At 55.2% G+C, this 21,977-nt stretch carries 20 protein-coding genes; 10 read left to right on the top strand and 10 right to left on the bottom strand.

Features of this window, described 5'->3' with window-relative positions; translation table 11 throughout:
* The first annotated feature begins 140 nt into the window (after positions 1 to 140).
* Together ABSE13_RS02650 and ABSE13_RS02645 are read left to right on the top strand one after the other, a co-directional pair.
* Positions 141 to 3,407, top strand: a complete 3,267-nt coding sequence (locus tag ABSE13_RS02650) for a PAS domain S-box protein (protein WP_424026940.1) — start codon at positions 141 to 143, stop codon at positions 3,405 to 3,407.
* A gap of 49 nt (positions 3,408 to 3,456) precedes the next feature.
* Entirely contained in the window at positions 3,457 to 4,011 is a 555-nt protein-coding gene (locus ABSE13_RS02645; RefSeq protein ID WP_424026939.1) for a TATA-box-binding protein, read from the top strand.
* A 73-nt stretch (positions 4,012 to 4,084) separates the two neighbouring features.
* On the opposite strand, the gene ABSE13_RS02640 is transcribed toward ABSE13_RS02645, so the two are convergent.
* The 7 genes from ABSE13_RS02640 to ABSE13_RS02610 all read right to left on the bottom strand — a co-directional run bounded on the left by ABSE13_RS02640 (position 4,085) and on the right by ABSE13_RS02610 (position 10,833).
* Positions 4,085 to 4,390 (bottom strand): hypothetical protein, encoded by a 306-nt coding sequence (locus tag ABSE13_RS02640; RefSeq protein WP_424026938.1) that lies wholly within the window; start codon positions 4,388 to 4,390, stop codon positions 4,085 to 4,087.
* Positions 4,391 to 4,518: 128 nt separating this feature from the next.
* Positions 4,519 to 5,109, bottom strand: a complete 591-nt coding sequence (locus ABSE13_RS02635; RefSeq protein ID WP_424026937.1) for an acetate uptake transporter — start codon at positions 5,107 to 5,109, stop codon at positions 4,519 to 4,521.
* A gap of 957 nt (positions 5,110 to 6,066) precedes the next feature.
* On the bottom strand, positions 6,067 to 6,609 hold the full coding sequence (locus ABSE13_RS02630) for a hypothetical protein (protein WP_424026936.1): 543 nt from the start codon (positions 6,607 to 6,609) through the stop codon (positions 6,067 to 6,069).
* Between the two features lie 55 nt (positions 6,610 to 6,664).
* On the bottom strand, positions 6,665 to 7,963 hold the full coding sequence (brxD, locus tag ABSE13_RS02625) for a BREX system ATP-binding protein BrxD (RefSeq protein WP_424026935.1): 1,299 nt from the start codon (positions 7,961 to 7,963) through the stop codon (positions 6,665 to 6,667).
* Positions 7,944 to 9,764 (bottom strand): tetratricopeptide repeat protein, encoded by a 1,821-nt coding sequence (locus tag ABSE13_RS02620; protein ID WP_424026934.1) that lies wholly within the window; start codon positions 9,762 to 9,764, stop codon positions 7,944 to 7,946. The genes brxD and ABSE13_RS02620 overlap by 20 nt, the downstream gene beginning before the upstream one ends.
* Positions 9,761 to 10,462: a dolichyl-phosphate beta-glucosyltransferase gene (locus ABSE13_RS02615; protein WP_424026933.1), complete on the bottom strand. Its 702-nt coding sequence runs from the start codon at positions 10,460 to 10,462 to the stop codon at positions 9,761 to 9,763. Before ABSE13_RS02615 ends, ABSE13_RS02620 begins: the two co-directional genes overlap by 4 nt.
* Positions 10,463 to 10,602: 140 nt before the next feature.
* The gene (locus ABSE13_RS02610) at positions 10,603 to 10,833 is read right to left on the bottom strand and encodes a hypothetical protein (protein ID WP_424026932.1); all 231 of its coding nucleotides are present in this window, start codon (positions 10,831 to 10,833) and stop codon (positions 10,603 to 10,605) included.
* A gap of 171 nt (positions 10,834 to 11,004) precedes the next feature.
* Here ABSE13_RS02610 and ABSE13_RS02605 point away from each other — a divergent pair, with 171 nt between their 5' ends.
* Positions 11,005 to 11,421 (top strand): PaaI family thioesterase, encoded by a 417-nt coding sequence (locus tag ABSE13_RS02605; RefSeq protein ID WP_424026931.1) that lies wholly within the window; start codon positions 11,005 to 11,007, stop codon positions 11,419 to 11,421.
* A 37-nt stretch (positions 11,422 to 11,458) separates the two neighbouring features.
* Here the strand turns inward: ABSE13_RS02605 and ABSE13_RS02600 are convergent, their stop codons facing one another.
* Positions 11,459 to 12,166, bottom strand: coding sequence for a tetratricopeptide repeat protein (locus ABSE13_RS02600; RefSeq protein ID WP_424026930.1), 708 nt, complete (start codon positions 12,164 to 12,166; stop codon positions 11,459 to 11,461).
* Between the two features lie 181 nt (positions 12,167 to 12,347).
* On the opposite strand from ABSE13_RS02600, the gene pyrG reads away from it, so the two are divergent.
* Genes pyrG through ABSE13_RS02570 form a run of 6 tightly spaced genes read left to right on the top strand, consistent with a single transcriptional unit; the run spans position 12,348 to position 18,194 of the window.
* On the top strand, positions 12,348 to 13,928 hold the full coding sequence (gene pyrG, locus ABSE13_RS02595; protein WP_424026929.1) for a CTP synthase: 1,581 nt from the start codon (positions 12,348 to 12,350) through the stop codon (positions 13,926 to 13,928).
* A 13-nt stretch (positions 13,929 to 13,941) separates the two neighbouring features.
* Positions 13,942 to 14,859 carry a glutamine-hydrolyzing GMP synthase gene (gene guaA, locus ABSE13_RS02590; protein WP_424026928.1) on the top strand — a complete coding sequence of 306 codons (918 nt, stop codon included), beginning with the start codon at positions 13,942 to 13,944 and terminating at the stop codon, positions 14,857 to 14,859.
* Between the two features lie 60 nt (positions 14,860 to 14,919).
* A complete protein-coding gene (locus ABSE13_RS02585; RefSeq protein WP_424026927.1) occupies positions 14,920 to 16,062 on the top strand; it encodes an aspartate aminotransferase family protein in 1,143 nt (380 codons plus the stop codon).
* Complete coding sequence (gene hisC / locus ABSE13_RS02580; protein ID WP_424026926.1) at positions 16,034 to 17,092, top strand: histidinol-phosphate transaminase; 1,059 nt, start codon at positions 16,034 to 16,036, stop codon at positions 17,090 to 17,092. Before ABSE13_RS02585 ends, hisC begins: the two co-directional genes overlap by 29 nt.
* Entirely contained in the window at positions 17,089 to 17,601 is a 513-nt protein-coding gene (locus ABSE13_RS02575; RefSeq protein ID WP_424026925.1) for an adenylate kinase family protein, read from the top strand. Before hisC ends, ABSE13_RS02575 begins: the two co-directional genes overlap by 4 nt.
* Entirely contained in the window at positions 17,598 to 18,194 is a 597-nt protein-coding gene (locus ABSE13_RS02570) for a CDP-alcohol phosphatidyltransferase family protein (RefSeq protein WP_424026924.1), read from the top strand. The genes ABSE13_RS02575 and ABSE13_RS02570 overlap by 4 nt, the downstream gene beginning before the upstream one ends.
* Before the next feature lie 29 nt (positions 18,195 to 18,223).
* Here the strand turns inward: ABSE13_RS02570 and ABSE13_RS02565 are convergent, their stop codons facing one another.
* Positions 18,224 to 18,430, bottom strand: coding sequence for a hypothetical protein (locus ABSE13_RS02565; RefSeq protein WP_424026923.1), 207 nt, complete (start codon positions 18,428 to 18,430; stop codon positions 18,224 to 18,226).
* A gap of 11 nt (positions 18,431 to 18,441) precedes the next feature.
* Between ABSE13_RS02565 and ABSE13_RS02560 the strand changes: the two genes are divergently transcribed.
* Complete coding sequence (locus tag ABSE13_RS02560; protein ID WP_424026922.1) at positions 18,442 to 20,721, top strand: beta-propeller domain-containing protein; 2,280 nt, start codon at positions 18,442 to 18,444, stop codon at positions 20,719 to 20,721.
* Positions 20,722 to 21,003: 282 nt separating this feature from the next.
* Here the strand turns inward: ABSE13_RS02560 and ABSE13_RS02555 are convergent, their stop codons facing one another.
* Positions 21,004 to 21,966 carry an AlbA family DNA-binding domain-containing protein gene (locus ABSE13_RS02555; protein ID WP_424026921.1) on the bottom strand — a complete coding sequence of 321 codons (963 nt, stop codon included), beginning with the start codon at positions 21,964 to 21,966 and terminating at the stop codon, positions 21,004 to 21,006.
* Between the last annotated feature and the right edge of the window lie 11 nt (positions 21,967 to 21,977).

Genomic DNA, 21,977 nt, shown 5'->3' with positions numbered 1-21,977 from the left:
ATATGCATTAAGGATGCAACACTTCGTTTCCTGCCGGGTATTACATCGATCATTGGGTAATAGGAGATTATCCCCATCGTTAAAATGGCAAGATATAATATGACACTCGGACAATACCGGGCAATTAGAACGTTGTCCCAATGTATCGCATTCTTTATGTCGATGATGAACCCGCCTTGCTTGAGATTGGCAAACTCTTCCTTGAGCAGAGCGGACAGTTCAGTGTTGACATAGTCTCCTCTGCTCCGGCTGCACTTGCTTTTCTGAAAACAAAGACCTACGATGCCATCATCTCTGATTACCAGATGCCGGAGATGGACGGGATCGAATTTTTAGAGAAGATAAGAACTTCGGGAAATACCATCCCGTTTATCCTTTTCACCGGACGAGGACGCGAAGAGGTTGTTATACAGGCGCTGAACAAAGGCGCTGACTGTTACCTCCAGAAAGGCGGCGAACCCAAGTCACAGTTCACCGAGCTTGAACACCAGACCCGCCAGGCTATCCAGCAGAGAAGGACAGAGGTGAGCATACGCGACCTTGAGCGCCGAGAAGCGGATATCATCAACTTCCTCCCGGATGCGACCTTTGCCATCGATACCAACGGGCTGGTGATCGCGTGGAATCATGCCATTGAAGAGATGACGAATGTTTCGGCAGCGGAGATGCTGGGAAAGGGGGATTATGAGTACGCAATCCCGTTCTATGGGAAACGGCGGCCAATCCTGATCGATCTGATCTATGAATCAGAGGAGGTAATTGTCAATAATTATGCACACATCATTCAGAAGAAGGATATCCTGATCGCTGATACAACTCTTCCACTCCCGAAGGGAAAGCCTGTCACCCTCATGGGCAAGGCGAGTCCGCTCTACAACCGTCAAGGTGAAGTCGTCGGTGCTATCGAGTCCATCCGGGACATTACGGGTATGAAAAAAACAGAAGATGAACTGCGAGCTTCCTATGAGCAGATCGCTGCTTCAGAAGAAGAACTCCGGCACCAGTTTGATGCGCTGAAAAAGAGCGAGGATGCGCTCTGCGAGAGTGAGGAGAAATACCGCCGCATCATCGAGACCGCGAATGAGGGGGTGTGGGCAGTCGACCAGAACCTGAACACCACCTTTGTCAACCAGCGTTTTGCCGATATGCTCGGGTACTCCCGCGAGGAGATGGCCGGCCATAATGTGCTGGATTATGTTATCAGCGAGGACAAGGCTGCCATCGGGGCACAGTTTGCTACCCGTAGGACCGGGATTCAAAGCCGCTATGAATGTAAACTCATGCACAGGGACGGAAGGACCATCTGGTGTCTGATCTCCGGTTCGCCCCTTCTTGATGACACCGGTTCTTTCCAGGGATCTTTCGGAATGATCACGGACATCACCGAGCGCAAGCGTTCGGAAGAAGAGATAATATTAAAAAATGTCATCCTGCTGACACAGCAGGAAACCTCCCTTGATGCGATACTCAACGTCGATGAAAGCGGGAAGATCCTCAATTATAATCAGAAATTTGTCGAGATCTGGGGAATTCCCGATGAACTTATAGCATCCCGGATAGACGAACCCGTGCTGCAGCATGTCGTAGGACAGGTTGTTGATCCGGAAGCATTCCTTTCCCGTGTGAGGTATCTCTATGATCATAAAAATGAAAAGAGCTTTGAGGAGATTCTCCTAAAGGACGGACGTATACTGGAACGTTTCTCGGCTCCGATACTGGGGGGAAAAGGGAAATATTACGGGAGAGTGTGGTATTTCCGGGATATCACCGAGCGTAAGCGGGTGGAGGAGGCGCTGCTCAAAAATGCCGAAGATCTCCAGGACGCTTATGAGGAACTGACCGCTTCAGAAGAGGAACTACGACAGAATGTTGATGATCTTGGCAGGAGCGAACGGGCGCTGCAGAAAAGCGAGGAAAAGTACCGCATTGTATTTGAAACGACAGGAACTGCGACGGTTCTCATTGAAGAGGACGCGACAATAAGTCTTGTGAATTTGGAGTTCGAGCGGTTAAGTGGGTACCATAAAAGTGAGATCGAAAACAAAAAGAAGTGGACGGAGTTTGTTGTCAAGGAAGATCTTGATCGGATGTTTACCCAGCACCAGCTGAGAAGAACGGATCGAAAAAAAGCTCTTACGCATTATGAATTCCGATTTATGTCTCGATCCGGCGAGCCCCACGACGTCTATTCAACAATCGACATCATTCCCGGCACAGCCAAGAGCGTCGCCTCACTGCTGGATATAACGGAGCGGAAGAAAACCGAGCATGAACTCAGGTCCGCCTACGAACAGATCACTGCTGATGAGGAGGAACTGCGGCAACAGTACGAGATGTTGCAAAAGAATGGGGAGGCACTCAAAGAGAGTGAGAGAAAATACCGAAGTATCCTTGAAAATATACAGGATGCTTATTACCGGAGCGACCGGGATGGCAACCTCATTATGATCAGCCCGTCAGGAATACGGCTGCTGGGATATGGTTCCGAGAACGAGATAATTGGCAGGAACATTGCAGGTACCCTGTATGCGGATCCGTCGAAGCGCAAAATATTTTTACAAAATCTGGAAAAGGAGGGGTTTATCAGGAATTTTGAGGTTGCCCTGAACCGGCGCGATGGTATATCTGTCCCGGTGGAGACGAGCAGCCACAAATACTATGATGGGGAGGGAAATTTCCTCGGAGTCGAGGGTATCGTCCGGGACATCTCCGAGCGCAAGAGGGCAGAACAGGCGCTCGCTTCAGCGAACAAGAAACTCAAACTTCTTTCTGGTATCACCCGCCACGACATCAACAACCAGCTTAGTATAATGAAGGGTTTCCTTGCATTACTCGAAACGAAACAACCTGATACTTCATTCAGCGAGAATTTTAAAAAGATCAACACTTCTGCACAGCGCATCTCGTCAATGATCCAGTTCACCAAAGAATACGAGGAGATTGGTGTCAATGCCCCCATCTGGCAAAACTGTCGTACGCTCGTTGAAACGGTGACAAAGCAGATCCCACTCGGGAATATCACGGTGAAAAATGATTTTCCTGCTGGTGCAGAAGTGCTTGCAGATCCGCTGATTGTCAAGGTCTTTTACAATCTGATGGACAATGCGGTGCGGCATGGCGGGAAGATTACCACCATCCGGTTCTCTGCACAGGAATCCGGTGATAATCATCTGATCATATGCGAGGACGATGGCGATGGCATCCCTGTTGATGTAAAGGAGAAGATCTTCGACCGGGGATTCGGGAAGAATACAGGGCTCGGGCTCTTCCTGTCCCGGGAAATTCTTTCAATCACCAACATCACGATCTGTGAGACGGGTGAACCGGGCATGGGAGCACGGTTCGAGATGACGGTGCCGAAAGGCACATACGGTGATGTTGAACCGGGGAAAAGGGACATGCCATAAAAGTTGTCCATTAGTCTTATGCTTTGGAGAAAATCATAGAGTAGAGAAGATGGCTGATAAAAAGTACGAATCCCTGAAGATTGAAAACATCGTTGCATCCGGTGTTATCGCAGAGTCCATTGATCTTGTTGAGTTTTCAAATAAGGTCGAGAACTGCGAACTCAATAAGAAACGATTCCCCGGTGCAGTATATCGTATCGCGGATCCCAAAATTGCGTGCCTGATCTTTTCGTCGGGCAAGATAGTGATCACCGGCGTCCGTAACAATAAGGCGCTTACCGACGGACTTGCTATCGTTATCAAATCGTTAAAAACGGCGGGTATTGAACCACTCAAAGAACCCAAAGTTGCGATCACAAATATGGTCTGCTCATATGATCTTGGTAAATACATCAACCTCAACAAGGTAGTCATCACGCTCAATATCGAAAATATCGAGTACGAACCTGAACAGTTCCCGGGGCTTGTATACCGGGTCAAAGATCCCAAGATCGTCGTTCTTATCTTCTCTTCAGGAAAGATCATTCTCACGGGTGCCAAGAACCTTGAAGACGTCAAGAAGGGGCTTGCAGTCCTCGAACAGAAGCTCGAAAGCATCACGTAAAAAAGAGATTCTGGTGCGTTGTCGTGACTTCTTAAATACGAGACCGGTATCGGTTACAACGAGGTCATTTTCTTTAAGTCTCGTTAACCTGCACGGCATTGCAGAGACGATCTATGTAATTCCTGATAAACGACCGGTAATTGTTCGTGACGCTATTGAATCGGGAGGCTGGCGAACCTATGAAAACCAGTACCGTCGAAAAGACGGCCGTATAATCAATTGCATCCTCGAACTCCGTTCGTATACCAACCCTGCCAGCGGGCGGACGGAACTTGAAGGGTTTATCGTCGAAATTTCCGAAAGCAAACGGGCAGAGGAGGTACTTCGCGAAAGTGAGAGAAGTTATCGCTGGCTCTTCAACGCCATCCCGGCAGGCCATCTGTATTCTCGATGCGAGAACGGGACGTTTCTCAATTTGAACTAAAGTGCTGAAGCGATGTATGTTTATCCCCAAAAGATTTCATCGGGGCGTACACCGGATTTCCAGTCAGCGTCGGGAAAAAATGATCAGACCGGGAATATTTTCCGGTTATGGACTTCATTAATAACCTGGCCCAGCCCGATATAGAGTGCAAGACCGCCGGCAATAATCCCCATTACCCCGCCAGCCATTTTGATGAGGCCGCTTCCCGTCAGCTCCGCTGCAACAAGAAGTACCACCAGAAGGAAAACCGCAAGGACAGTCGCCTGAAGGCTGCGGTGCATCTTCATGGTACAGATTAAGAGACCCAGTGCAATTATCCCCCAGACCGAGAGGAACGCAGCAAGGTCAACAGGCTGAGGTGCTTTCGCAAGGCCAAGAGCCGGAAGCATCATGAGTCCGGCAAATGAGACCCAGAAGAATCCGAAGCTCACGAAGGTCAAAAACCCGAAATTATTGTTCTTCTTCCATTCCATGAGCCCGGCAATGATCTGGGCTATTCCGCCATAAAAAATTGCCATTGCAAGAACCGGACTGCTAAGACCGATTATCCCGACATTACAAAGGCTCAGAAGAATGGTAGTAGTCCCAAATGCGCAGAGCCCGAGCGGTGCCGGGTTTGCGGTGTTATCGCTGAGGAAAATATTGTTCCTGTTTGTGTCTTCACTGTTCAACATGATATCCACTCAAACTCAATAATCTGGTACATAATTACGATCGCTCACATTCATCATGTGCTCAGATTTTCATTGATATCAGACAGGATTTTTGTGATATCGATCCAGATGACCAGTTCATTGATCTCTTTGCCAGTTATCTTAACCTTTCGCTAATTTCCCGCAACAGTCGATCAACACAAGTCCGCTTAACCCCGACCTTCTCTGAAGTTCTCCGATATGACCCCCCATAAATCCCCCTATATATTAGTGCAGATCTGAACTCCTTCAAAAAACCTGTCACAGGTCACCGACCCGGCCGGTCCACCTGACCCGTCACGGGTATCCGACCTGTCACAGGTCAGGAGACCTGTCTACGGGTAAGACGTAATTGAATACTACTCCACGACAGAGAATCAGGTCTCTCAGACGTGAGGCAGATCGGTAAAACAGGGGTTCTTTTCATTTTCCCAGACCAAAGCCTGTTCGGAAGGAGATCCGCCCACCAATTGAGCCTATTTGCCCACTTTTCAGGCTCCGTCGTTATTCCCGGCAAACCGGGCCCGTATCGACCGATTTAAAATGAATTTACATCCATTTTCCACGAATTACGCACTTTTCCTGTTTTTGTGTCAGACCCCCCTCCGGCAGATTTGTTCAAAATGGCCTCTATTTGGCAAAATGGGGCTGTTTTATGATCCCGAGTGCCCGGGTAAGTCCAGTAATCCGGAAGGAATTGTTCTCCGACGGAGACCCTTTTGCCACGGGTCAGGTACGCTGTGTCAGACAACGGTGGTATGACCCGGCCTCCAGCCTTGTGAGATGGCGACAGACAGGCTGGTTTGGCCGGTAAAACCGCAGGGAGTGGTGAGTTGTCTACCCGAACTCAGCAGGCGGATTCAGCACAGGGTATTGTGTCGAGAGATATCCGGAAAATTTTTGAAATAAAAAAAATTCACTGGTAATCTGCAAAAAATTCTATCCACCGTTTTTTCGGTTCAGCAGTGTGCCCGCACAACAGATCCCTGCGACCGTCAGACCGACAGCCAGCACCGGGAGCATGGGGTCAAGCGGCGTATCCGTAGCCGGGTTGTCTGACGGGAGGAATTCAATCTCGGTTGTTGCATAATCTGCCCGGACAAACCGCAGCCGGTCGACAGGCGTATCCAGTACATACAGGGTATATGTGCCGGGTTTCAGGGTGCCAAGGATCACCGATGTATCCCAGGAGTATGTCCAGCTGCCATCAGACAGATGAACCGGGGCTGTTGTAAACAGACCGTGGCCGGTCGGGATGTTGAGATTGTCGAGTGTTACCCCACGGGGATCCAGTTCCGGCCCGGTCACAAAAAGGTACACGGCAATGGTGGGCGAACCCTTCACCGTTCCGTTGATAGTGACGATGTCTCCGATATGGGCCTGTTGTGGTGATGCATTGATCGTGAGCGAGACATCTGCCGCTGCCGGTGCGGAGAGGAGCAGGATGGCTGCAACAACGAGAAGAGTGCACGCCCATCGCATTCCACAATATTGTATTTCCCGCACGTAAAACCTTAACATGTCCCGCCCATCCTTTTCAGAACCTGACTACCATCACCGATTCTTCTTCCTTCTTCAGTTCACCTTTGAGATGCTCCGAATCAAAATCATACGCATCCTGGGGCTGGTAGTCTTCATAGAGTTCACATTTGTCGAGAATATCGACAAACTCTTTCAAAAATATCCGGGGGATGATATCCACCCTGCCGCCAAACCGGGTGGTGATCTTCTTGATCATCGCGCGGATGAACCGGTGCGAGATCCGCTCCCGGTCCGGCTCAGTATATGCCCGGGCATAGACATCGACGACCCTGAGGGCGACCTGCTCGAGTTTTGCCGTATCGAACTTTGCAAGGATGATCTGCGGCTGGCGGGGATTTTTGAACTCGTCGCTCTGGATAACGTTAATCCGATCAAAGAGCGGCGGGACGGACCGGATTCCCCGGGACCCCTCAAAGAGCGCCGGTGTACCGGTAAAGAGGAAGTAGCATCGCGGCATCTCACCACGGTCGAGCGCATCGATGATCTGGACGAGTGTCTGGTAACCCTTCTCCCGCTGGCTTCGCTGGAGGCCCTGTGTGGTCTCCAGCTCGTCGACCGCGATCGCAAGGCCGCTGTACCTGGCGCCATGGATAACGGAGACCAGGCCCCGGAGGAAGAGCAGCGCGATGGTATCATCGATGTCCCCCCGGATGCCTGCCTTCTGCTTGAAGTCCCGGCCTATGTTCGGTTCTGCCGCGATCCACCCGAGAGCGGACTGGGCGAGCGGGAAGTCACCCGCATTATTTGCCCGGTAATACGTCCGCAGTGCAGCTGCAAGGGCTGAGTTCAGCGCAGAGATGCCGGAGAGTGCGGTCTCGATCTCCCTCTCGGTCGCCGCTTCAAGAGCCGCGTCGTCCGTGCCTGTGCCAACGGAGAGCAACCGCTCTTCAATAGAAAAGAGCCAGGTGTCCACCACGGTCTTGAGGGCATGCTCCTCCTCGTTCGTCCTGAGGTTTGCACAGATCTGCTGGTAGACGCCCCGGAGTTTGTGGACCGGTGTTGCGGACGAGATCACGACGTGGGATGTGATAAAACCCTTTGTCCGGGCCATCTCAAGCGAACGGGCTACCAGGAATGTCTTGCCGCTCCCGTACTCCCCACGGATAAACTTGGCGTCTCCCCCGCCCTGGGTTACGTAGTCGAGCTGCTTTGCGATCACTCCTTCTTCCACATCGAGCCCCACGGCAATTCGCTCAAGGCCGCCTGCCGGTACGGTTCCCCGGCGGAGTGCATTGATGATGTTGACGCTCTCGAGCCGGCCGCGATCCATCCGGTCAGGTTCCGGTGTACTCATAGACCTCCCCATCCTCTCCAAAACCTTTCTTCTCCAGCACGGATAATCCCTGTGATGCCGCCTTCTGCACCAGCCTGTTCACGATCCCGACCACCCTTCTTGTGCCCAGCAGTTTGCGCAGCTCCATCTCGCTTGCTTTCCGGTGCGACCGGAGGAATGCAACGATCTTCTCCTCCTCCTGCGTGAGCCCGAGCTGGTCGCTGATCGCTTTCTCTGTCGGGATCGGGGCCTGACGGTGGTGGAGCGGCTGCTCCCGCATCACGGGCCGGTCAGCGATCGATCGCTCCTTGCAGTCACGGATAATCCGCAGGTAATCCTCGAGATGGATTGCCCGGGTCTGGGCCGGCAGCACATCCATACCGCACAGGCAGTAGTACTTGCAGCCCGCATAATCTGCCTCTTCCAGGGTATTTGCTGCGGCAAGAAAGAACGCGATCGCCAGCAGTTCGAGGCCGGCAGAACCCAGTGTTTCCCGGTGCTCGTCCAGCCGGTGTATCAGCTGGTCCAGCAGGCGCCGCAGCTGGCGCATACCGGCTTTTTCATCAACGATGACCGATGCGATCCGCGTGAGATCCGCACTCTTCCGTGCATTGGACAGGACGTACAGCATCACCTTCTCGCATTCCCGGTTCTCTCCCTGCAAAGCAAGGAAGATGGCATACTCGGGTCCCCCGTTGAGGAAATCTGCCCGGTACGCCCGGTAGTACCAGGCCCGGGCTTCCGCAGGGTTGCCAAGCGTGGCATACATGCGGGCAGTCTCGAGCAGGCTCACCACATTGACATCGCGGGAGACCACGTCCAGGAACCGGTGCAGTGCCTGGTCGGCGGGAAGCGTGGCCAGCAGGAACCGGCGGTACCTGCCTGCCGCGAGGGCCAGGAAATCCATATCGTTCTTGGTGCCGAGCTCCTCCCGGATCAGCCTCTCGTAGGCATCCCGGGCTTTCCCGGCTTCGTCACCGGCCGCAAGCAGGTCGCACTCCAGCAGGCGGTGCATGGGTGACTTGTCCCGGGAGATCAATGCACCGGCGACCCTGAGTGCCTGCCTGTTCTCCCCGTTTGCATCCAGCAGCAGCGCATAATCGGAAAGGATCATGCTGTCGGGATCCCCCTGCAGGTGAGCTTCATAAGCTGCAAGCGATCCGGGGAGATCATACCGGGAGAGGGCTTCAAGGTATTTCCTGAGCATGGCAGGATCCCGTGTCTCGCACCAGATCCGGTGTGCAGCATCTGCTGCAGCATGGTGATTGCCGGTCCCGGCGAGCGCATCCACGTACTCCGGTGTCTTCCCGGTGTCAGCGCCGTGGTGGGTATGGGTGGCTACCGCCTCATCCGCCCTGCCGGTCTCAATGAGCGCCCGCATCAGGTTCCTGACATCCCCTGATTTTTTTGTGAGCCGGGCAAGGAGCCGGAAGACCGGCAGTGCGCTGCGGAAGTCCTGGCGGGCGAGCAGATACTCCGCATAACTCCGGAGGGCATCCTGGTTGGTAGGGTCCAGGTGGACGGCAGTGGCATATTCGGCGATCGCCCCGTCATCACCCCGGGCCTCCAGCACCTTTGCAAGGTAACTGTGGACATAGGAAGAGCCGGGCATCCGGTGTACCAGGTCCCGGAAAAAAACCTCGGCATCCTCGAGTCTCCCGGTTGTATAGAGGTTGGTTGCTGCAAGCACTTCGACCGCCGGGTCTTTCTCCTCTTCCAGCACGAGATTGCACACCCGGAGCGACTCCTGGTACTGCCCGTCTTCGAACAGCCGGAACGCCTCTTTCTTCTGGTCTTCACGGGACGAGGGGGTCATCGTCATACCCTGCTGAACCTTACCTTGAGAAGACCCGAGAGCATCCGGATCATGTCCCGCTTCTCTACCCGGGAATCACCTTTATTCTGCCATTCGATGGGAACTTCGATGACGGAATACCCGGCGTTTTTGAGTCTCCAGAGCAGTTCGACGTCGAACTCAAAACCCCGGGAGATCATTGAGGGCAGGACCGCATCGATGGCAGTTTTCCTGAAGACTTTTGCACCGCATTGCGTATCGTTGTACGATAACCCGAAGAGCACCCGGATCAGCAGGTTGAATCCCCTGCTCTCCAGCCTTCGCAACAGGCTCTGGCGTACCGTGAGTTTCGAACCGTCCACCCAGCGTGAACCGATCGCCCCGTCGGCAGCTGCCGTTGCAGAAAAGAGACGCATCATCTCTCCGATTTTTGTGGAACCATCCGCATCAAGGAATCCCACGAGCGGAGCCTGCGCTGCCTTCAGCCCTTCGATCACGCCTCCGCCCTTGCCGAGCCGGTGATCGAAACGGAGGCAGCGTATCGCAAGATCCGGGCGTTTTGCGGCGATCCCCTCAACAATACCGGCCGTCCTGTCAGTACCGTCACAGACAACGATCAGTTCCCCCCCGAACCCGGTGATCGTCTCGAACAGAGGGACGATCCGGTGCTCTTCATTGTACGCGGGGATGACGAGACTGCAGGGTATCCCGTGTGCGCTGGTCATGGTAGGGAAATCAGCCCTCGTGCACAGTACCTGGCCGCACGGACATTTTGCCCGGGCCGGCGCATAATCCGGAACAAACCTCCGGTATACAGGTACATGCACAGTGGTTATTGTAGTGTGGGGTGGAATCCCCCATAACGTTACTGGTGTTTGCCGAGGTGCTGGGCAAGCATGGTACCCGGGCGGTATTTTTCTGCCATCGCAAGCGCAGTATCCCGGAGGGCGTGGTGCTCCTCGAGGCAGCTGGCCGGTGGCGAAGTTTTCCTCAGAATTGCCGAGCTGTTCTCGGTGATCTGGATGAGTTCGGTTGCAATGACGGCATTGAGCCAGATAAGGTCGGCGAGCATCTCTTTTGTCTCTTTATCCTGCATGCAGGAGAGGTCGTGTGCGGGAGAATATTAAGTACGGGGCCATACGGGACGTATCGCGTTCATTATTTTTGATTCTCGCTGTAATCCGGTGCAGTTCCGGTCTTTCTCGTTTCCCCGGGTCACGGTCAGCTTTAATCTCCCCCGGGGCCAACCACTCTTCCTGAGAGAACCATGAGTTATCTGGATGACGTGAAAAAGGATGCAAGGGCAGTGAATCCCTTCTTCCGCCAGATGGGAATCGAGGTTATCGAGGCCGCGGATGGCAGGGGCTTACTGAAGATGCCGGTGAGGCCAGACATGCACAATGGCGTGGGGTGGCTCCAGGGGGGTCTTCTTGTGGCCCTTGCCGATGAAGCGATGGCCATTGCCGTATATACCCGGCTTGTCGAGGGGGAAGGGATTGCCACGATCTCCGAGTCCACGAGTTTTATCAAAGGGGTCAGGGACGGAATCATTTATGCAGAGGGGCGGGTGATCCGGAAAGGACGAAGGGTCGCATTTTGCGAGAGCGAAGTCTGGACTGGAGAGGATGAACGGGTCCTGCTCTCCCGGACTTCCGCTGCATTTGCTGTGACGACAAAAACCTGAATGAACAAAAAAGAAAAAAATTAAAAAAATTACGGAATTACTTTTTCTTTCCTTCTGTTTTCTTATCCCCGGGTGTTTTCTCATCGGGCTTCCGGAACTTTACGTACCATACTGCGCCAATTACGGTAAGGATGACAACAATCGCCAGAATGAGCGTCATCGGCGAAGAGAATGGATTGGAGGCACCTTTCTGTGCCAGTGCGAGTCCGGCCGTGGCGTCATGGTTGCCGGGATCCGTAGCGAGTGCCTGCTTGTAGGTGGCAATCGCATCCCCGTATCTGCCTAGGCCGGTGAGTGTATCGCCCTTGTTAACCAGCGCGATCGTGTAGTTCTGGTCGATGGCGATCGCCTGATCGTATGCGGACAGTGCGTTCTGGAGATCATTCTGCTTAAAGAGAGCATACCCCTTGTTGTTCCAGAGCTTGGTATCTTTCGGGAACTGGGCAAGTCCCTGGTCAGCGGTGGCAACTGCTTCGGAATACTTTCCTAACTGTATCTGGGAGAAGGCCTTTCCCTGATATGTGTACAGGAGGGCACCGGTGGTGTTGATACTCGTTGTGTTCATGGTAAGTGCATAATTGAAGGAATCGATTGCTCCCTGGTAATTACCTTGGCTTACCATGAACACGCCGGCATTGTACGCGTCCGTTGCATTATCCCTTGCCGTATCAGCCAGTACCGGCTGCAGGATAATGGCCATCAGCAGGAGAATGCCCACTGCTCTGATTATTTTTCCGGAAATCATGGGTACACGTTTTCATGTCTGCGCAAATTAATCTTGCTCAAAGGGGACGGCCGATCTCGTTGTCTGATATACCGGTATGCCGGTGACCCTGCGCAGCCACATTACTCAATCGCATTCCCAGCGGTAAGGTAACACTAATACGGATAGTGAGCAAAATATAAAACAATCGGGGAGATCTCTAGTGAAATACATCATTATTACCGGCGGAGTGATGAGCGGTCTGGGCAAAGGGATCACGGCCGCATCCGTGGGACGGATCCTGAAAAACCGGGGCTACCGGGTCACTGCGGTCAAGATCGATCCCTACCTGAACATCGATGCAGGGACGATGAACCCGGCACAGCACGGGGAAGTATTCGTCTTAAAGGACGGGAGCGAAGTAGATCTCGACCTCGGCAATTACGAGCGCTTCCTCGACATCGAGCTCACGGCTTCCCACAACATTACCACCGGCAAGGTGTACCGCACGGTCATCGACAAGGAGCGCCGTGGCGACTTCCTCGGTGAGACCGTGCAGATCATTCCCCATATCACCGACCAGATCAAGACCTGCATCCGGCAGGCCGCAGAAGAGGAATTCCCGGACGGGACTACGGCGGATATCTGCCTTATCGAAGTGGGAGGCACCGTTGGCGATATCGAGAGCATGCCGTTCCTCGAAGCGATCCGCCAGATGCGGGGCGAGCTCCCGCCCCACGATTACGTCCTGATCCATGTGACCCTCATCCCCGAGGACACGATGGGGGACATGAAGACCAAGCCCACCCAGCACTCGGTCAAGGCCCTGCGGGAGCTGGGCCTCCATGCGGAGATCATCGTCGGCAGGAGCGAGAACCCGATCGGGGCCGGCACCAAGCGTAAGATCTCGGCGTTCTGCGATCTCCCCCAGAGTGCCGTCATCTCTGCCGCGACGGCGCCGGACACCTACGCGGTACCTATGGAGATGGAAAAAGAGGGTATCGCTGACGTGCTCTCCACCCACCTCGGGCTTGACCGGAAAGAGGCGGATACGGCCTGGTACCGGATCGTGAACAAGGAGTACACGAACCGGGTGACCGTTGCCATCGTCAGCAAGTACGGGATCGAGGACGTGTATATCAGTATCAAGGAGTCCCTCAAGCATGCCGGACGGGCGCTCTCAACGGAAGTCAAGATCGCGTGGCTGGATGCGGAGCGGTACGAGCGGTGCACGCTCAAGGACTACGACGGGATCCTCATCCCGGGCGGCTTCGGGAAGCGGGGCATCGAGGGGAAGATCGAAGCGATCCAGTTTGCCCGGGAGAACAATGTCCCCTTCCTCGGGCTCTGCCTCGGATTCCAGCTGGCAACGGTTGAATTCGCCCGGCACAAGGCAGGTATTGAGGATGCAACGAGCGAGGAGTTTGGCGAAGGATCGCATGTGATCGCTCTCCTGCCGGAACAGGAAGGGCTCAATGAACTGGGCGGGACTATGCGCCTTGGAAACTATACTGCCGATATCCGGGATGGCACTCTCGCAGCGAAACTCTATAGCGAAAAACAGATTGTTGAACGACACCGCCACCGGTACGAAGTGAACCCTGATTATATCGGGAAACTCGAAAAAGCCGGGCTGGTCTTCTCGGCGACTAACAAGAACAGGATGGAGTGTCTCGAACTCCCCGGGCACCCGTTCTTCTTTGCCACCCAGTTCCACCCGGAGTTCAAGTCCCGGCCCACCAAGCCGTCGCCGCCATACCTGGGATTTGTCGAGGCCTGCAGGGCGAACAAGCGGACGAAATAGGAGAGGCATACTCATGGTCAATTGTGAGAAATTTATCCTTAAGTCGATCGAGGAGATAAAAACCGCTGCCGGCAGTGAGAAGGTCGTGATGGCGTTATCCGGCGGTGTCGACAGTTCGGTCTGTGCTGCCCTTGCTGCCCGGGCGATCGGCGACAGCCTCATCCCGATCTACATCGACACCGGCCTGATGCGCAAAGGCGAAACCGAACGCATCCGGACGATCTTTGGCAATATCCATCTCAATATTGTCGATGCCGGTGATGAATTCCTTAATGCCCTGGTGGGGATCACAGATCCCGAGGCAAAGAGAAAGGCGATTGGCGAGCGGTTCATCCGGGTCTTCGAACGCGAGGCCAGGAAACAGGGCGCAAAGTGCCTGTTGCAGGGCACGATCTATCCCGACCGGATCGAGAGCGAGGGCGGGATCAAGAGCCACCATAACGTAGGCGGCATGCCCCTCCATATGGAGTTCACGAAAGTCATCGAGCCGATCCGCGACCTCTACAAGGATGAGGTCCGGGACGTGGCCGGGGCTCTTGGGCTCCCAAAGGAGATCCAGCACCGGATGCCGTTCCCGGGACCCGGCCTTGCGGTCAGGGTGCTCGGCGAAGTGACAAGAGAGAAAGTTGCTGTCATCCGCGAGGCGAACTGGATTGTCGAGGACGAGCTCGTAGAGAGATACCAGCCATGGCAGTGCTTTGCCGCACTCCTCGGCCTTGGCACCGGTGTCAAGGGTGACAACCGGATCCATGGCTGGATCGTTGCGATCCGTGCGGTCAACTCACGGGACGGGATGACTGCCGATCCGATCGATATCCCGTTCGGGCACCTGACGAGGATCGGGTCCCGGATCACCGCGGACATCCCGAGTGTTTCGCGGGTGGTATACGATATTACCGCAAAACCCCCGGCAACGATCGAATATGAATAATCCTGTAAATGCAGGTATCAGGAACCAAAATAAGAATAAAAAGTTGTTAACGTGATGGGAATGGAAAAAACCAGCCAGTTCAAAGCACTTGACGAACGCTACTACATGCCCGCGTTCTCCCGTGAGATTGCCATTGTCAAAGGTGAGGGATCGAAAGTCTGGGACGCCGACGGCAGGGAATACATAGACTGCGTGGCAGGCATTGCCGTCTGCAGCACCGGCCACTGCCACCCGGCGGTGGTGAAGGCGATCTGCGACCAGGCCCACCAGCTGATCCACTGCTCAAACCTGTACTATGTTCCCCACCAGGGCGAGGTGGCAAAAAAGATCGTGGAGATCACCGGGATGCACAAGACTTTCTTCTCCAACTCCGGCGCCGAGGCAACGGATGCGGCCCTGAAACTTGCCCGGGTCCGTACCGGCAGGAAGAAGTTCGTCGCCTTCACTCATGGCTTCCACGGGCGTACGGTCGGTTCCCTTGCCATCACGCACAAGCCCGCGATCCGCGAGCCGTTCGAACCGCTCGGCATCATAAAGACGTTCGTGGAATACGGGGACGTTGACGCGCTCAGGAAGGTCGTGGACAAGGAAACGGCAGGGATCTTCGTAGAGCCGATCCAGGGAGAAGCCGGCGTCATTATTCCGCCAGACAGCTTCATTGAAGGCATCCGTGAGATCTGCGACGATACCGGCGCCCTGATGATCGTCGACGAAGTCCAGACCGGCATGGGCCGTACCGGAAAATGGCTTGCCATGCAGCACACCGGTGTGACTCCCGATGTAGTCACCCTGGCCAAGGGCATTGCCAGCGGGTTCCCGATGGGTGCGATCGCCGCCCGTGAAGGGCTCGAGTTCAAAAAGAGCGAGCATGGGAGTACGTTTGCCGGCGGGCCGGTGGCCTGTGCCGCTGCGCTCGCCACCATCGGTGTGATCGAGCAGATCCTGCCCGATGTCTCCCGCAAGGGCGCCCGGTTTGCCGAGGGTCTGAAGAAGTACAACCCCCGCGTGCGGGGGCTGATGATCGGCATCACTATCGGGGACAAGTGCCCTGATATCCAGAAGAAATGTGCAGAACAGGGCGTGCTGGTCAACTGCGCAGCGGACGGGAACCTCCGGCTGGTCCCGCCCCTGACGATTACCGACGCCGAGATCGACCATGTGGTCAGGATTATCGATGGAGCAATTGGTCAGGTCGTGCTATAAGAAAAAGAGCGGTTATGTCTTTGCCAAAAAGGCAGAGGATATCGCCCGCGAGTACGGGATGAGCCGCATCGCCCGGCTCGCAAGCAACGAGAACCCCGAATCCCTCTCCCCGGCTGCACGTGAAGCAGCGGAAGCTGCGCTGAAGACGGTCAACCGGTACCCGGACGAGCGGGTGAACGTGCTGATGAATGCCCTCCGTTCCACGTATGGTGACTACCACTTCGTCACCGGCGTCGGTATGGACGGCGTCATCGAGACTATCATCCGCACGCTCGTGGACCCCGGGGAGCAGGTCGCAATCTCCACGCCCAGCTTCTCCTTCTATGCCCTTGCGGCGATGGGGCAAGGGGCAGAGGTCGTCACGGTACCGCGTGAAGCTGACTTCACCGTGAACACAAAACAACTGGTCAAAGCTGCGAAGACTGCGAAGATCACCTTTCTCTGTTCGCCGAACAACCCGACCGGGAACGCAACTTCCGTGGAGGATGTTGAGGAGGTGCTCGAAGGGATCGAGGGGCTGCTCTTCCTCGATAATGCCTACGTGGAGTTCTCAGGGATCGATTACCTGCCCCTGATGAAGCGGCACGAGAACCTTGTCCTTGGCCGGACCTTCTCCAAGGTCCACTCGCTCGCCGGCCTCCGGATCGGGTATGCCTTCACCCCCCGCTGGCTGCCTCCCTGGTACCAGCGGGCCGGCACCCCGTTCACCGTCAACTCGGTCTCGGCAGCGGCAGCTGCGGCAGCGCTCGGCGACAAGGGCCACGCGGAACGTTTCATTGCGCATGTCCTGCAGTGGCGCAAGCAGTTTGCTGCCGAAGTAAAGTACCCGGTCCTGCCCACCGATGCAAACTTCGTGATGATCGATGTCGCACCCCATACAAGCGACTCGATGGTGGAGGAACTGGCACGGCAGGGTGTCGTAGTCCGCTCCTGCCGGAGTTTTGCGGGCCTCGAGGATCACTATATACGGGTCAGCATAGGTGAAGACTGGGAAAACGAACAGTTTATCCGGGTGATCAACTCCTTATGATGTGCGGCATCACCGGAACTCCCGGTACCGGCAAATCAATGATAGGCGATGAGCTGGCGCACCGGGGACACCTTGTCGTCCACCTCACCGATACGGTTGGACCGTACGTTGTCGGCGATGATGAGGAGCGGGATAGCCGGATCGTCGATGTGGAGAAGTGGGCCGCGGAATTTGTGCCGGTGGACGGGTTTGTGGAAGGCCATTTCGCCCACCTGCTCCCCTGCGACCGTGTCGTGGTGCTCCGGTGCCGGCCCGATGAGCTGAAGGCCCGGCTCGCGCAGCGCAAGTACCGGGAAGCAAAGATCCGGGAGAATGCGGAAGCTGAAGCGCTCGATTCCTGTCTCATCGAGACCGTGGAGGAGCACGCCCCCTCCCATATTCTCGAACTCGACACCACCGGCCATGACGCTTCGTTCTGCGCAGACCGGATCGAACAGTTCGTAAAAGGAGAGATACCGGCGGACTTTGGTCACATCGACTGGTCCGACTACCTGGAGATCCACACATGACACTTGACCAGTACCGTTCCCACGTGAAAGTGTATTTTGATCCCCTTGTAGCCATTGCGATCCGGTGCAGGCTGACCCCCAATTTCTTCACGATCGCTGCCCTTATTGCTTCGGCAGCAGCGGGAGTCTTCTTCTTCCTCCGGATGGAGGTCTTCGGTATTCTCGCAGTCGCCCTCAACGCCTTCTGTGACGCGATGGACGGGGCCGTTGCCCGGGAGATGCAGATCCAGAGCAAGCGGGGCGACTTCCTCGACCATGCGGTGGACCGGTACGCGGACATCTTCATCATCACCGGTATCTTTGCCGGCGGGCTCGTCCCGTGGCAGATCGGCGTCTTCGCCCTGACCGGAGTCCTGATGGCCTCGTATCTCGGCACGCAGGCACAGGCAGTGGGTGTCGGGCGGAATTACGGCGGCCTACTCGGCCGTGCAGACCGGCTCGTCCTCATCCTCGTAGTCGGGATCCTCGAAGTCGGTGCACCCGCGATGTTCTACGGCCTGTCATGGTTCGGCTGGCTCTTTGTCCTCTTCGGACTCTTTGGCCATATCACAGCCTTCCAGCGGTTCGCGTATGTCTGGGCAAAAGTGGAATAATCCTTTTTTGAAATTCACAAAGGATAGTGTTATTTTTTTAACGGGTTTTTAGCAGGATTTTTACAATAACCGCAGCCATTTTTGCACTCATCGCCAGCGTTATCAGAATTCCTCGCGTTTTTTAACCATTGATGGTGATCCCGGTAATGATCCACATCCTGCCAGAATAACCCCGGATCCAGCAGACGTGTAGAGGATTTGTTCATAAATCGTTTATTACCCGAATCATCATCCATGGATGATTCACATGCTCTCAAAAACTACGGGAATATTTTTAATCGCCGGCGTTATCCTCGGCGTCATTGCATGCCTTGGCACGCTGATGCTGACCCAGACGGGGCCGTTCGGCGACTGTACTGCGATACTTCCCCAGGTTTCCATCGGCCAGACGGGTATCGGATCCGATATGGGGGACATCCCGGAATTTTCTTCCGAGGAACAGGCACAGAAGTTCCTCATTTCGCATACGGATACCGGGGAAGGTTATTCCGGTACCAGTACCGGAACACCCGCACCAAAAACAACCGCCATCTTCACGGCAACGGGAGGAGATCGGACCTGGAGTTTTGATGTCGACACCTCGACATTTAAACCGGATGAATATATCATTATGGCTGATGCAGTCCTGCAGAATGCCCATGCCTCAACTCTCTTCAACGTGCTCGACCGGTCGGCCGGCCCGTTCCCGAAACTCGCAGGGGCCGGCTCTTCCTCTTCAGGTGGGACCGATTATTACATCACCATCGATCCGGTTAGCGACCACTATGTCGGGGACCGGTTCACGATCACCGGTACTACCAATATTCCTGCGGACGATGAGCTGCTCGTCCAGGTCTATTCCTCGTCATTCAGACCTACGCAGAAGAGCCAGAGCGGGGAGTTCAGCGGGGCGACCGGGACCGTAAAAGCCTCGGATGCACCCCGGGTCGTGGCACCGGTGGCAACGGCAGCAGCGGTGACGGCTGTTCCCACGTCATCAGAAGACCGCAAATATTCCATCACCAATGTCCAGGTCCGGGATGTTGAAGAGGCAGATATCGTCAAAACCAACGGGACCTACATTTACACGGTTACCGGCAACACGCTCCGGATAATCGATGCATATCCAGCAGAACATGCGAAGATCGTGGCTACCCTGAAATTTTCCGGATCCCCGCAGGCCCTGTATCTCAACGGGGACCGGCTGGTCGTGATTAGCGAAGAGAGCGACACGCGGGAGTTCTGGAAGTGCGAAAAGATCGGCTGTACGGATGCCTCGTGGTCCCGGCCAAAAACCCTGATCTTCACGTACGCGGTTTCCGATCCCGCCCACCCGGAACTTGTCCGCCAGATTGCCATCGATGGCTCCCTGTCGGATTCCCGGATGATCGACTCGACTCTCTATTTCATCACTACGAGTGCGGCAGGAACTTCCTCTGACGGGAACACGTTCCCGCAGATCCTCGATTATGCAAAAGGGACCGTAACGCCGAATGTCTACTACTTCGACCGGACGGACAAGGAGTTCATCTATTCGATGATCGGGGCCGTTGATGTTGCCGCGAAAGCGCCGGTGAGGGCAAAGACATTCCTGATCGGGTCCGCGGGAACGGTCTATGTCTCCCCGGCACGCATGTATATCGGGATCGCCACCCCCGCCGATGACAGCGGGGCGATGCAGACCGATATCTACGCGTTCACGCTTGATAACGGGAAGATCGCGTATGCTGCACAGGGGACAGTGAACGGGGTCCTGCTCAGCCAGTATTCCCTCGACGAATCGGGAGGTAACCTCCGGCTCGCCACAACCGGGATCGAGGGGGCCGGTAAGTACAAGGGGTACTTCAGCACGGTCTATATTCTTGACAGCAGCATGAAAACGATCGGGAGCCTCAAAAAGATCGCGCCCGGCGAGCAGATCTCTGCTGCCCGGTTCGTGGGCAGCCGGCTCTATCTGGCGACTCACCGGGAGTCCGCTCCGCTCCTGGTGATCGATCTCTCCGACCCGGCAAACCTGCACATACTCGGGGAACTCCAGCTCCCCGGCTATGCCGGTTACCTGCATCCCTATGACGAGTCCTATATGATCAGCATCGGGAAAGAATCGAACAACGGGGGGGTCAGGCTCGCCTTGTTCAATGTCACGAACGTAAGTGCCCCGTCGGTTGTCGACAGCATTGAACTCGGGGGACGGGGGAGCGATTCGGAAATCCTGCGGGATCCCAAGGCATTCCTGTTCGATAAAGACATGAACCTTCTCGTCCTGCCGGTACAGCTGTATGGGCAGTCCGGATCGGTTGCCTACAAGAAGTACCAGCCGCCGGAAGACGCCGGCATCTGGGGCGGTGCCTACGTTTTCAGCGTAACCCCGTCACAGGGATTCCACCTGAAAGGAACCGTCGAGCATTACGATTCCAGCTCCGGTTCCCCGTCACCGGTCAAACGATCCCTGTACATTGAGGATACCCTCTATACCCTGTCATCGGATATGATCGTCATGAGCGATCTCAAAAACGGGCTTGCCGTGATCAATTCCCTCGCATTGTGAGTGTGTCAGGCATCATCCATTTTTTCTCCCGGGAATACCCGGATGAACGGAGTGGTGCATACGGGGATGCTTTTGGTCAGACGATATTTATCCTGCCGGAATCTGATCTTTTTTACCGGCAGCCTGAATGAGGGTTTTCGTCCTGCAATGCAGGGGATCCGGGTGCATTCGCTGTTACTGCACCAGTTTTTTCGTTCACCGCCGGGGTTACCGGAATAACGATCACCGTCCCCCCCGACGCCCCCCCGTTAACGCAGCCCGGGCAATCCCTCCCGCGAGAGCTTACAACGACGAGAACCTGTTCAGTATATACCGGGTCATCGTCTTCCCGGCCAGGGCCCGGGTGGATGCATCCACCCGGATAAAGAAGAGTTCCTCGGTGCCGGTATCGACAAAAACCGGCCTATCCGTTGGCCTGACATGCAGGTGGCAGAGTGTTTTGCCGCTGATGACCGGGAACGATATCTGGATGAACCGGCTTGCCGACTCGAAGATCTCCGGGAGATATTTCCTGACAACGGAATCGATCAGCATCCTCCGGTACCCGTCAGGATTCCGATCCTTCTCCTGCAGCTCTGAGTATTCGTTTTCGATACCCACTACTTCGGTTGTATTGAGCATACGGTCCTCCCGGATACCGATTACGAGATCCCCGCCATCGGTATTCAGGAACCCGGCGATCGATCGGGCAACAATGAATTTCGAGGCATTGTTCCGGTATTTTCGCACTTCTGCGGATTCGCTTGCCATGATCTCATCTTTGGTGAGTGCCATGCTCCAGAGCGCCCGGAGCTTGAACTCCACGTAATCGCACTCCCCGGTCCTGATCATGGTGCCAATCGCACCGGCATCCTCTTCAGGTGCTGCATAGGGAAGCACCATCCGGTTTTTCAGGAGATACCCGGACCCGGCGGCGATACCAATAAAGAGCAATGCCTGGAAGCAAATCCCTCCAAGGAGAAACAGGTTTGGCATGGCAAACGGGCCTGCGATGACCAGGTAGGCAGCCGCACTGCAACAGGCCACGTAAATGCCCCGGTTGGGGTAGAAATACGTAGTATACAGGATGGGGAAATAGAAGAGCTGGGGGACGATGGCACCGTACCCGGCAGCCGTGGAGAGGTACGTGATACCGGTGATCGACAGGGTGATCGTCACGATCACAAGGAACCGGACAAGATCTGTCTGCGACACGTGGAGCGTCCGGGTCCTGTCAAAAACCGGGAAGCCGGGTAACTGGCTCATGCGTGATGAGG

The sequence above is a fragment of the Methanoregula sp. genome, from assembly GCF_049518935.1.
Lineage (GTDB): Archaea > Halobacteriota > Methanomicrobia > Methanomicrobiales > Methanospirillaceae > Methanoregula.
This window is presented reverse-complemented; position numbering and strand designations above follow the sequence as displayed.